We start from the raw sequence: 12,493 nt of genomic DNA, 5'->3' as shown, positions 1-12,493 counted from the left end.
GGCTTATCTCTTTGAAAAGCGCCCCGGTCGGGCGCCTGCCGCCATGTCCGAAGTCGCTACCGAAGCTGCGCGCCGCCGCACCTTCGCCATCATTTCCCATCCTGACGCCGGCAAGACCACGCTGACCGAAAAGCTGCTGCTGTTCGGCGGTGCGATCCAGATGGCCGGCTCGGTCAAGGGCCGCAAGGCCGCCCGCCACGCCACCTCGGACTGGATGGCGCTGGAAAAGGAGCGCGGCATCTCGGTCACCTCGTCGGTGATGCAGTTCCCTTACGAGGGCAAGATCGTCAACCTGCTCGACACGCCGGGCCACGCCGACTTCGGCGAAGACACCTACCGCGTGCTGACCGCGGTCGACTCGGCGCTGATGGTCATCGACGTGGCCAAGGGCGTGGAAGAGCGCACCATCAAGTTGATGGAAGTGTGCCGCCTGCGCGACACCCCGATCATGACCTTCATCAACAAGCTCGACCGCGAAGGCAAAGAGCCGATCGACCTGCTCGATGAAGTGGAGAGCGTGCTCGGCATCCAGTGCGCCCCGGTGACCTGGCCGATCGGCATGGGCCAGCGCCTGAAGGGCGTGGTCCACCTGATTTCGGGCGAAGTGCACCTGTACGAGCAGGGCCGCAACTTCACCCGCCAGGATTCCACCATCTTCCCGTCCATCGACGCGCCCGGGCTGGCCGAGAAGATCGGCGAGCGCATGCTGGCCGACCTGCGCGACGAACTGGAACTGGTGCAGGGCGCCAGCCATGCCTTCGACGTGGACGCCTACCTGGCCGGCAAGCAGACCCCGGTGTTCTTCGGCTCCGGCGTGAACAACTTCGGCGTGCAGCCGCTGCTGGACTTCTTCGTCGAGCATGCGCCCTCGCCGCAGCCGCGCGCGACCACCGGCCGGGTGATCGCCCCGCAGGAGAACAAGCTGACCGGCTTCGTCTTCAAGATCCAGGCCAACATGGACCCGCAGCACCGCGACCGGGTCGCGTTCATGCGGGTCTGCTCGGGCCGCTTCGCTGCGGGCATGAAGACTTTCCACGTCCGCACCGGCAAGGAAATGAAGCTGGCCAACGCGCTGACCTTCATGGCCAGCGATCGTGAAATCGCCGCCGAAGCGTGGCCGGGCGATGTGATCGGCATCCACAACCACGGCACCATTTCCATCGGCGACACCTTCACCGAAGGCGAAGCGGTGAGCTTCACCGGCATTCCCAACTTCGCCCCGGAACTGTTCCGTCGCGCCCGCCTGCGCGACCCGCTCAAGCTGAAGCAGCTGCAGAAGGGCCTGGCCCAGTTGTCCGAGGAAGGCGCGACCCAGTTCTTCCGCCCGCTGATGAGCAATGACCTGATCCTGGGCGCGGTCGGCGTGCTGCAGTTCGACGTCGCCGCGTACCGGCTGAAGGACGAATACGGCGTGGAAGCGGTGTTCGAGCCGGTCAGCGTCAGTACCGCCCGCTGGGTGACCTGCAGCGACGAAAAGAAGCTGGAGGAGTTCCGCGAAAAGAACGCCAACAACCTCAGCATCGATGCCGCCGGCCACCTGGTGTACCTGGCCCCGACCCGGGTCAACCTGCAGCTGGCCCAGGAACGTGCACCGGACGTCCGCTTCGCCGCCACCCGCGAAGCGGCGCACAGCATTTCGGTCGGCTGACCGGCGCAATCGCGATGGCGCGTGCACGCGCGCGCCATCGCGGCGATGATAGGGCGCAAGCGGGTCCCCCTCCCCGTGCCTCGATCATCGCCATGACCTCTGTTGCGTCCGTACGTGAAGAAATCGCCAGCGCCCTCACCCACGGCCTCGGCGCGGTGGCTGCGCTGGCCGGCAGCGCGGTACTGATCACCCTCGCCGCCATCTACGGCGATGCCTGGCAGCTGGCCAGCGCCATCGTGTTCGGCGTCGCCCTGCTGCTGCTCTACACCGCCTCCACCCTGTACCACGCCATCCAGCACCCGATCGCCAAGGGTCGCCTGAAGGTCTTCGACCACTGCGCGATCTACCTGCTGATCGCCGGCACCTACACCCCGTTCACCCTGATCGGCCTGCGCGGCCCGTGGGGCTGGGGCATGTTCATCGCGATCTGGACCCTGGCCCTGGCCGGAGTCATCTTCAAACTGTTCTTCACCGGCCGCTTCAAGCTGCTCTCCACCGCGATCTACATCGCCATGGGCTGGATGGTGCTGGTGGCGATCAAGCCGATGTGGTCCTCCATCGACGGCTGGACCCTGGGCTGGCTGTTCGCGGGCGGCCTGTCGTACACGCTGGGCACCTACTTCTACCACCGCGAATCGATCCGGTACTCCCACGCCATCTGGCACCTGTTCGTGATCGGCGGCAGTGTCTGTCACTTCGTAGCAGTCACATCACAGGTGCTGTGACTGCTACGAAGTGACTGCCCAATCCTGCTGCGCAGGATCGGGCCCCCGGGCATGCCTCGCGCCCCTTAACAAGAGGGGGCTTGCACGTGCTGGATTACCTCCTCGCTGACGCGACTGTTACGTCTGCTTCGCGTTACCTGCACGATGGACGGGCAAGGATGGTGGAGTGAATACCTTTACCGATCCTGCGCCCACCGCCCCATCCTCCCGCCCGCGCTGGCGCATGCGCCGGCCTGGCAAGCGCGGGCAGCGCTGGCTGGCGGTGCTGGTGTTCCTGGTTGCCCTGATCCTGCTGGTGATCGCACTGTGGGACTGGAACTGGTTCAAAGGCCCCGTCGAACGCGCCGTCCAGGCCAAGACCGGGCGTGAATTCCATATCGGCGGCAACCTTGATGTCGACCTCGGCCGCACTCTTACCGTGCGTGCCGATCGCCTCACCTTCGCCAACGCCGAATGGTCCAGGACCCCGCGCATGGCCAGCGCCGACCGCGCCGAAATCGACCTGCGCGCGTGGCCCCTCCTGCGCGGCCAGATCCGCATTCCCGAGATACGCCTCACCCGTCCCGACCTCCTGCTCGAAACCGCCCCCGGCAAGGACCAGCCTGGCAACTGGGACTTCCTCGGCCCCAGCGATGGCGATCCACCGGTCCTGCAACGCCTGCTGGTCGACGACGGTCGGCTCAAATTCCTCGATGCCGCCGGCAGGACCGACATCCTCGTATCGCTCAACAGCGGCAAGCCGCGCAGTGCCGACAGCGCCCCGCCGCTGCTGGTCAGCGGCAAAGGGCGTTGGCAGGGCAACCCCTTCACCCTCGACGGCAACACCGAATCGCCGCTGGAACTGACCAACAGCGACCACCCGTTCCGCATCCACCTCGACGGCCGCGCCGGCGCCACCCGCGCCATCGCCAGCGGCACCCTCACCAACCCGTTCGCCCTGCGCACCTTCGACCTGGATTTCGCCCTCAGCGGCCAGGACATGGAAGACCTCTATCCCCTGATCGGCCTGGCCATTCCATCCACGCCCCCGTACCGACTCAAGGGCCGGCTCAAGCGCAACAACGATACCTGGCGCTACGAGAATTTCACCGGCGTGGCCGGCGACAGCGATCTGGGCGGTACCGCGCAGATCGAAACAGGCCGCGACCGCCCCTTCCTGAAAGCCGACCTCGTTTCCAAGCGCCTGGACTTCGACGACCTGGCCGGCTTCATCGGCGCCCCGCCCAAGACCGGTGCAGGCGAAACCGCCAACGCCGAACAGAAGGCCGAAGCCGCAGCCCTGGCCGCCAAAGCCCGGATCCTCCCCGACACCCCCTACAACCTGACCAAACTGCGCGCCATGGACGCCGACGTGAAGTGGAAGGCACAACGCATCAACGCGCCTTCCCTGCCATTGGACGACATGGACGCCCACCTCAAGCTCGATGACGGCCTGCTGCGCCTGGAGCCGCTCAACTTCGGCGTCGCCGGCGGCGATATCCGCAGCACCATCCGCATGGACGCACGCAAACCGACCATCGCCACCCAGCTCAAGGCGAGCATCCGCAAAGTGCAGCTGGGCGGCCTGTTCCCCGACGCCAAGCTGGCCGAACAGGCATCCGGCGGCATCAGCGGCGAAATCGACCTGAGCGGCACCGGCAACTCCATCGCCGCCATGCTCGGCAGCTCCGACGGCAACGTCGCCATCGGCATGGGCCGTGGCCACATCGGCAACCTGATCATGGAACTGGCCGGCCTCGACGTCGCCGAATCGCTGAAGTTCCTGTTCACCGGCGACAGACAGATCCCCCTGCGCTGCGCCTGGGGCGACTTCGGCGTGCAGCGCGGCCTGATGACCTCCCAGCAGCTCGCCTTCGACACCACCGACACCCTGCTGCTGGGCGAAGGCACCATCGACCTCAAACAGGAACAACTCGACCTGCTGCTGCGCCCGCGCCCCAAGGACATCAGCATCCTCGCCCTGCGCTCCCCGCTGCGCATCGGCGGCACCTTCAAGGACCCCTCGTTCCGCCCCGATTTCAAAGCCCTGGGCATCCGCGGCGCAATTGCAGTGGCGTTGGGCACGATCACCCCGCCAGCCGCGTTGCTGGCCACCATCGAGACCGGTCCAGGCGAAGATTCCAATTGCGGCGGACGCTACGCGAAGTAGCGGGTGCCGCGCACAGACAAAGGTCAACGGCCGCGCCGGCAAAGGTCATGCGTTACCGTGCCGACCAAGTCGGTCGGCGGTCGTCTGGCGACCGACCCTACCGCGGCAACCGCACACGACAATCTAGGGGGGGGCGGCCGCCGGGTAGCCCCCGTAGGGACTGTCAAAAACATGGATGTTTTTGACAAGCCCCCATGGATGGGTTCACGGCGTGTCCCGGAGGGGGCTGCCCGGCGGCCGCCCCAGCACGTAGCAATGAACAGCTGCTTTTCAGCTGTAGGCAAGAAAGCAGCAAACAGCAAGCAGCGAACTCAACCCGCCACGATGTACTGCTGCAACTGATCCAGCTTCTGCGCCTGCTCGTCGATCACCGACTTGACCAGATCGCCGATGGAGATCACACCGATCACGCCGCTGCCGTCCACCACGGGCAAGTGGCGGATGCGGTAATCAGTCACCAGTTGCAGGCAATGTTCAACCTGTTCGGACGGCGCTACCGTCACCACCTTCGCCGTCATGATCTCGCTCACTCGCGTGGTCCGCGAAGAGCGCTCGTGCAACACGATCTTGCGCGCGTAATCGCGCTCGGACAGGATCCCGACCAGATCGCCGCCCTCCATCACCACGACCGCACCGATGCTCTTCTCGGCCATCAGCCGGATCGCATCGATCACCGCCGATTCCGGACCTACCGCGAATACCTCAGGGGACTTGCCTTCCAACAGCTGTCGTACCGTGGTCATCTCGCTGCCCTCCACCGATGGGATGCACCGCCGAGTCTGCCACGAACGGTGCATGCCAGGTGTCAACCAGGTACAACGGCCGCTGCTTCGACTCCTCGTACAATCGGCCCAGGTATTCACCGATCAGCCCCAGCGCGATCAACTGCACCCCGCCCAGGAACAGGATCACCGCCATCATCGTCGGATAACCCGCCACCCGGTCCCCGTACAGCGCCGCCTTCACCACCACCCACGCCCCGAACACGAACGCAACGCTGGCCGTCAACAGCCCCAGGTAAGTCGCCGCCCGCAGCGGTACCGTCGAAAAACTCGTGATGCCCTCCAGCGCGAAGTTCCACAACCTCCAGAACCCGAACTTCGTATCGCCCACCATCCGCGCATGCCGGTGGTACGGCAACGCCTTGCGCCGAAACCCCACCCAGCCGAACAACCCCTTCATGAACCGGTGCCGCTCACGCAGCTGGCCCAGCGCCTCCAGCGCACGCGGCGACAGCAGACGGAAATCGCCCGTATCGGCCGGAATCGGCGTTTTCGACAGGCGACCGATCACCCGGTAGAACGCCGACGACGTACTCCGCTTCAGCCACGTCTCCCCGTCGCGCTCCTGCCGCGTCCCATAGATGTTGTCGTATCCCTGCCGCCACAGCGCCACGAACTCGGGAATCAGCTCCGGCGGATCCTGCCCATCCGCATCCAGGATCATCGCCGCCCCGCCCTCGACCCGGTCCAGCCCCGCCGTCAGCGCCGCCTCCTTGCCGAAATTGCGCGACAGCCGCAACACCCCCACGCTGTCGTCGTCCGCCGCCAGTGCCTGCATCACCTGCCACGTCGCATCCGTGCTGCCGTCGTCCACGTACACGATCCGGCCCTCGATGCCCTCCAGCCCGTCCAGCACCGCGCGCAGCCGCGGATGCAGCAGCGGCAGCGCCAGCGCCTCGTTGTGCGCCGCGATGACCAGGGTAAGGCGTTCATTGCGCATGGCTGCTCAATCCTCCTGCAGGTAGGCATCGCCTCCCAGCTGCCGGGCCTGGCGCTGGATCCAGTTTGCCCGACGCTGCACGTAGGGCCCCGGTCGCGCCGCATTGTAGCGGCGCGGCGCCGGCAGCACCGCCGCCAGTTTCGCGCTCTCCGCCGGCGTCAGGCGCGCCGCGTCCTTGTTCCAGAACCCGCGCGACGCCGCCTGCGCACCGTAGATCCCATCGCCGAATTCCGCGATGTTCGCGTACATCTCCAGGATCCTCGACTTCGGCCACAGCGCCTCGATCAACACCGTGTACCAGACCTCCAGCCCCTTGCGAACCCAACTGCGGCCCTGCCAGAGGAACAGGTTCTTCGCCACCTGCTGGCTGATCGTACTGGCCCCGCGCAGCCGCCCGCCGCGCGCATTGTGGTCGCGCGCCTTTTCAATCGCCTTCAGATCGAAGCCGTTGTGCTGCGGGAAGCGCTGGTCCTCCGCCGCCACCAGCGAAATCGGCAGGCTCGGCGCCATCTGGTCCAGGTCGCGCCACTGGTAGTGCAGCCGGAACCCCCAGTCGCCCTGGCCCAGCGACTCGCCGTACCGCCACAGCATCACCGTCGACAACGGCGGATCGACGAAGCGCAGTATCCCCACCTGCAGCACGCTCCCGGCCACGAACAGCACCGGCAGCCACAGCAGGTACTTCCAGCGCCAGCGGCGCCGACGCGATGGTTCCCGGCCCGGTCCGGCCTTGTTGTTGCTGCGCTCTGCCCCCATTACTGGTGCATCCTCTGCTTGCACGGTGGTCGGCGCATTATCCGGCAACCGGCCCCCATTACTTAAGCGCAGCCCCTTACCCGATGACCGCCCATACCGATTCCCTCGTCCGCTTCCTGCTTCCCGACGCCGGCGTGCGCGGCGTGCACGTCCACCTCGACGCCGCCTGGCAGGAAATCCTCTCCCACGGCCCCTATCCGCCCGCCGCCGCCGAACTGCTCGGCGAAGCCTGCGTCGCCTCGGCCCTGTTCACCGGCCACACCAAGGTCGACGGCCGGCTTTCGGTCCAGCTGCGCAGCGGCACCGCCCTGCGTACCCTGTTCGCCGAATGCACCGCCGCCGGCACCCTGCGCGGCATCGTCCAGCTGTCCGGCGAGGGCGACGCCCCGCGCGACCTGACCCGCCTCGGCGACGACGCCCTGCTGGCCATCACCGTCGAAAACCCCGGGCTGGACCCGCGCGAACCGCAGCGTTACCAGAGCCTGGTCGGCCTGGATGCCGCCGCCCTGGACGAAGCGTTCGAAGACTACTTCCGCCAGTCCGAGCAGCTGCCGACCCGCCTTCTGCTGGCCTGCGACGGCACCCGTGCCGCCGGCCTGCTGCTGCAGAAGCTGCCCGGCGACGAGGGCGACACCGACGGCTGGACCCGCGCCAGCGCCCTGTTCGACACCCTCGGCAAGCAGGAACTGCTGGACGTCGCCGCCGACACCCTGCTGTACCGCCTGTTCCATGAAGAGCAGCCGGAGCTGCTGGGCGGGCACCCGCTGCGCTTCGCCTGCTCCTGCTCGCGCGAGCGGGTCGAGGCCATGCTGCAGTCGCTGGGCGAGGACGAAGCCCGCGCCGCCGCCGAACCCACTGGCGCCGTTGAGATCCGTTGCGAATTCTGCGGACGGGAGTATCACTTTCCGTTGACGGAATTCGACATACTGTTCCACGACGCCGCCGCTTCGGTACCGGCGCCTGAACGGCTTCAGTAACTGCCTGGATGAGCAAGGTGCCGGTGGCACCACCGCACGAGTTTTGTTCTGGGGAGAACCAAGACTTGTTAAGAAATCATAAACACCCTAGGATCAGTGTCCCGCTTCGGCGGGAACTTGTGCTCAACGCTGCTGTCTGAGAGTTCCCATGCGCTCCCTTCTGCGTCTACCGCTGGCCCTGATGATCGCCCTCGCCGCGATCCCGGGCGCGCATGCGCAGTCCAAGGCACGCCAGGACAGCACCGTCATCCCGGTGTGGAACAAAGGCAGTGGCAAGGTCGAAGCCCTGCTGTACCTGGAACCCACCGGCGAACAGGCCGCGGGCGCACGCTGGCATTTCGGGCGCAGCTCGCTGGACGCCGCGTTCGGCTTGTCCTCGGGCGACTCGCTGGGCCTGCTCTGCAACAGCAGCCGGGGCACCAGCATCAGCGGCCTGGCCAGTCATTGCATGCTGGCCAGCCTGGGCGACGATGACGACAACGGCCTGAGCCGTCGGGTGACCGGTACCGCCGCCTTCAACCGCCCCGGCGGTCGGCTGGGGATTACCGCCGGCACCGGCAAGGACACCCTGCCGGCCTGGCTGGCCGGCCCGAACAAGTCGCCGGCACTGCGCGCCGAACAGAACGACCTGACCGTGTTCGGCCAGAAGAACATCGGCCGCGAAGGCTTCGTGTCCATTGGTGGCACCTATGCCAAGGCCCGGCTGGTGCCGCTGTCCGACGTCTCCCCGGCGCTGGTGGACCGGTGGGACAGCAAGAGCCTCACCCTGGGTGCGGGCTACGGCAATTTCAGCGGCAACATCATCGGCCGCGTGGTCGATGTGCCCGGCCAGCCCGGCAAATGGGAAGGCCTGGGCGTCGGCCTGACCTGGCGCACCCCGTGGAGCGGCCAGCTCACGGTTGGCGCCGAAAACGTGGTCACCCGGGGCAAGAACCCGTTCGCCCCGCGCAACGAGAGCACCGACGAAGGCACCGTGCCCTACGTCCGCTACGAACAGGACCTGTAACCGCCCGCGCCTTGTCGCAGGCCGGACCCGAAAAGGCGCGCCCATGGCGCGCCTTTGTCGTTCCTGCGTCCCTGAAACACATCCACCTGATACAGAACGTGACAAATCAACTGCAACTATTTTGCTAACATTTTTTTAACAATTGACCATCCAGCTGTTTGCGACAGCGCCAGACGCTTGATCCACAAGGACTTTGCCGAATTTCACACAGATCACAGACTTCATTAACGCTACTTTAATTCTTGCGGACTGGCAGTTACTATCGAGTCAGCCTTCTGGTCTTTGGTGCTCTTGTTGGCACCGCCTGAGGCAAACACCCCAGTGAATACCCAAGATTCCCTTGGAGAGAGAGAGCAATGAACTTTAAGTCCAACAAGCTGCGTGACGCAGTGGTCGTTGCGCTGGTCGTAGCGGCCAGCAGCGCCACCGCCCAGGCTCAGGAAGAGACCAACACGACCAACCTGGACCGCATCTCGGTCACCGGTTCGCGCATCCGCCAGGTCGACACCGAAACCGCACAGCCGGTGCTCAGCATCAGCCGCGCCTCGATCGAAAAGAGTGGCTTCAAGACCGTTGCCGACGTGCTGCAGAACATCTCTGCCGCCGGCTCCCCGGCCATCAGCCGTTCCGAACCGCTGTCCTCCGGCGAAAACGTCGGCGGCTTCTACATCGACCTGCGCAACCTGGGCGCCCAGCGCACCCTGATCCTGGTCGACGGCAAGCGCCTCGGCGGCAGCACCAGCGGCTACCAGGACGTCTCGCAGATCCCGTCGGTCGTCGTCGAGCGCATCGACGTCCTGAAGGACGGCGCGTCCTCGATCTACGGCTCCGACGCGATGGCCGGCGTGGTGAACATCATCACCCGCAAGAACTTCGAAGGCATGGAAGCCAACGTCTACAGCGGCCAGTACAGCGAAGGCGACGGCAAGAAGCAGAGCTTCGACTTCGTCGCTGGCTTCACCGGCGAGCGTGGCTCGATCACCGTCGGTGCCGAGTACTCCGATGAAGAAGCCGTGTGGGCCAAGGACCGCTGGTTCTCCGAGTCCTCGCTGACCAACCGCCACCCGCTCAACGGCTGGACCACGGTCAGCCAGTGGGGCTCGGCACGTCGCGTCTCGGGTGGCCCGCAGCTGGTGCTGAACCGCGGCGCCGATCCGACCAACCCGGCCAACTACCACACGCTGGATGCCACCCCGATCACCGGTGACGTGAGCAACTCCAACCAGCAGATGCAGCTGATCACGCCGACCGAGCGTCGCAGCATCTTCAGCAACGTCCAGTACGACATCACCGACAACGTGCGTTTCAGCGGCGACCTGCTGTACACCCGTCGTGAGTCGCAGGCCCAGGTGGCCGGCTACCCGTTCCAGTCCACCGCTTACTCGGACCTGGGCAGCATCTGGTCGGAAGACAGCTACTACAACCCGTTCGGCGAAGACATGACCTTCGTCCGTCGTGGCTGGGAAGTGCCGCGCGTCTCGACCAACCAGCTGACCACCTTCCGCTTCGGTGGCTCGCTGCAGGGTTCGTTCCAGTTCAATGACAAGTACTTCGACTGGGAAGTCGGCTACCTGTACCAGAACTCCGAGAACCTGCAGAAGCAGACCGGCAACTACAACGTCCTGTCGGTCAACGCCGCCACCGGCGAATCGTTCTACAACGCCGCTACCGGCCGCGTGGAATGCGGCTCGGCCGATGGCCTGACCGCCGGCACCAACCCGACCTACGGTCCGGGTCCGGGCGGCTGCGTGCCGTGGAACCCGCTCATTCCGTTCGGCCGTACCGGCGACGGCGGCCTGACCGGCAACAGCGACCTGCAGCAGTTCCTGTTCCCGACCACCCACGCCACCGGCGAAACCACGATGACCTCCTACTACGCGAACCTCGCGGGTAGCATCGTGACCCTGCCTGCCGGCGACCTGGGCTTCGCGTTGGGCTACGAGTACCGCGAAGAAAAGGGTGAATTCAACCCGGACGCACTGTCGCAGACCGGCTACTCCACCGACCTGGCCGCAGGCCCGACCGGCGGCACCTACGACGTCAACGAGTTCTACCTGGAACTCAACCTGCCGATCCTGGCTGACCTGCCGGGTGCCAAGGAACTGAGCCTGAGCGCGGCGACCCGCTATTCCGACTTCAGCACCTTCGGCGACACCGTCAACAGCAAGTTCGGCCTGAAGTGGCGTCCGATCGACCAGCTGCTGGTCCGTGCCACCTACGCTGAAGGCTTCCGCGCGCCGACCATCGCCGACCTGTACGGCGGCAGCTCGCAGACCTTCGCGTACTTCACCGATCCGTGCGACTCGGTCTACGGCCAGGCTGCGATCGATCCGGCCACCGCCGGTCGCTGCGCCGCTGCCGGCCTGGCCCCGAACTACCGCCAGCTGGAACAGGGCTTCGTTCCGGTCGACGGTCGCAACCAGCAGAGCCCGGTTCCGTTCACCTCTGGTTCGAACCCGAACCTGACCCCGGAAACCTCCAAGTCCAAGACCGTGGGCCTGGTGTGGAGCCCGACCTTCGCCCAGGGCCTGAACCTGAGCCTGGACTGGTTCAACATCAAGATCGAGAACACGATCGTCGATGACACCCCGGCCGACCAGCTGAACGACTGCTACGTGCTGGGCGTGGCCGAGCGCTGCACCACCTTCACCCGTGACCCGGCCCTGGGCTATGTCAACTCGATGACGTTCGGCAGCCGCAACGCCGGCTTCATCGAAACCGAAGGCTTCGATTTCGACGCAAGCTACCGCTACGAAACCGACACCTACGGTGCCTTCAACTTCAGCCTGCAGAACACCTACGTCACCAAGAACGTCCTGAAGACGGCAAACGATGACTCCCCGGTGCAGATCTACAACGGGTTCGGCAGCAACTTCCGTCTGCGTTCGAACCTGAGCGTGGGCTGGGAACTGGGCGACTTCGGCATCACCTGGGGTACCCGTTACTTCTCCGGCGTGAAGGAAGACTGCTACTTCGACGACGAATGCACCCTGCCGGACTTCCAGTCGCCGGATCCGGTCCGCAACTCGCCGCAGAACGAGCGTGGCGCCACCACCTTCCACGACGTCCAGTTCTCCTGGAACGCCCCGTGGAACTCCACCATCGCCATCGGTGCCCGCAACGTGTTCGACCACTACGGCCCGGCGATGTACTCGGCGCCGAACTCGCAGTACGCCTACTACGGCGGCTACGACATCGGTCGCTTCATCTACATGCAGTACAAGCAGAAGTTCTGATCGATCCACTGATCCGTACCTGATGCAGCAACGGCCCCGAAAGGGGCCGTTGTCTTTTGCGCGATCCGCACCCGCTGCCTGGATGCGGACACAAAAAAGGTTCTTCTCCCGTCGGAGTGAAGCGTCGCTTTCCGCGGGGCTTGGAAGCCTGGTGCGGGTTCTTCGATCAGGCTCATCGCGAGCGTGGGGGGCCCCGCCGCGGCCGGCAGGTCCCTATGCAAATGTCCCCCGGCGTCGGCCTGCGGCCGCCCCCTCCTCCTTTACTTTGCCAGGG

The 12,493-nt window shown here is 65.7% G+C and carries 9 protein-coding genes; 6 read left to right on the top strand and 3 right to left on the bottom strand.

The features are described 5' to 3' along the window. Nucleotides 1-43: 43 nt before the first annotated feature. The 3 genes from FSZ13_RS10685 to FSZ13_RS10675 all read left to right on the top strand — a co-directional run bounded on the left by FSZ13_RS10685 (nucleotide 44) and on the right by FSZ13_RS10675 (nucleotide 4,522). Complete coding sequence (locus FSZ13_RS10685; RefSeq protein WP_145479545.1) at nucleotides 44-1,648, top strand: peptide chain release factor 3; 1,605 nt, start codon at nucleotides 44-46, stop codon at nucleotides 1,646-1,648. 92 nt (nucleotides 1,649-1,740) lie between these two features. Then, on the top strand, nucleotides 1,741-2,373 hold the full coding sequence (trhA, locus tag FSZ13_RS10680) for a PAQR family membrane homeostasis protein TrhA (RefSeq protein WP_145479544.1): 633 nt from the start codon (nucleotides 1,741-1,743) through the stop codon (nucleotides 2,371-2,373). Nucleotides 2,374-2,596: 223 nt separating this feature from the next. Next, nucleotides 2,597-4,522, top strand: a complete 1,926-nt coding sequence (locus FSZ13_RS10675) for an AsmA family protein (RefSeq protein ID WP_145480318.1) — start codon at nucleotides 2,597-2,599, stop codon at nucleotides 4,520-4,522. A gap of 311 nt (nucleotides 4,523-4,833) precedes the next feature. Here the strand turns inward: FSZ13_RS10675 and FSZ13_RS10670 are convergent, their stop codons facing one another. The 3 genes from FSZ13_RS10670 to mtgA are packed head-to-tail and all read right to left on the bottom strand — an operon-like array spanning nucleotide 4,834 to nucleotide 7,000. Further along, a complete protein-coding gene (locus tag FSZ13_RS10670) occupies nucleotides 4,834-5,265 on the bottom strand; it encodes a CBS domain-containing protein (RefSeq protein WP_145479543.1) in 432 nt (143 codons plus the stop codon). After that, nucleotides 5,225-6,244 carry a glycosyltransferase family 2 protein gene (locus FSZ13_RS10665; protein ID WP_145479542.1) on the bottom strand — a complete coding sequence of 340 codons (1,020 nt, stop codon included), beginning with the start codon at nucleotides 6,242-6,244 and terminating at the stop codon, nucleotides 5,225-5,227. Before FSZ13_RS10665 ends, FSZ13_RS10670 begins: the two co-directional genes overlap by 41 nt. A gap of 6 nt (nucleotides 6,245-6,250) precedes the next feature. Further along, entirely contained in the window at nucleotides 6,251-7,000 is a 750-nt protein-coding gene (gene mtgA, locus FSZ13_RS10660) for a monofunctional biosynthetic peptidoglycan transglycosylase (RefSeq protein WP_145479541.1), read from the bottom strand. A gap of 83 nt (nucleotides 7,001-7,083) precedes the next feature. Between mtgA and FSZ13_RS10655 the strand changes: the two genes are divergently transcribed. The 3 genes from FSZ13_RS10655 to FSZ13_RS10645 all read left to right on the top strand — a co-directional run bounded on the left by FSZ13_RS10655 (nucleotide 7,084) and on the right by FSZ13_RS10645 (nucleotide 12,219). Next, a complete protein-coding gene (locus FSZ13_RS10655) occupies nucleotides 7,084-7,977 on the top strand; it encodes an Hsp33 family molecular chaperone HslO (protein WP_145479540.1) in 894 nt (297 codons plus the stop codon). 181 nt (nucleotides 7,978-8,158) lie between these two features. Then, entirely contained in the window at nucleotides 8,159-8,983 is an 825-nt protein-coding gene (locus FSZ13_RS10650) for a hypothetical protein (protein ID WP_186308931.1), read from the top strand. A gap of 356 nt (nucleotides 8,984-9,339) precedes the next feature. Beyond that, nucleotides 9,340-12,219 carry a TonB-dependent receptor plug domain-containing protein gene (locus FSZ13_RS10645; RefSeq protein ID WP_145479538.1) on the top strand — a complete coding sequence of 960 codons (2,880 nt, stop codon included), beginning with the start codon at nucleotides 9,340-9,342 and terminating at the stop codon, nucleotides 12,217-12,219. Nucleotides 12,220-12,493 lie beyond the last annotated feature (274 nt).

The organism is Stenotrophomonas rhizophila (genome assembly GCF_007667275.1).
GTDB classification, from domain to species: domain Bacteria; phylum Pseudomonadota; class Gammaproteobacteria; order Xanthomonadales; family Xanthomonadaceae; genus Stenotrophomonas; species Stenotrophomonas maltophilia_AE.
Note: the sequence above shows the minus strand (reverse complement) of the source record. Positions and strands in the feature narration are given on the sequence as shown.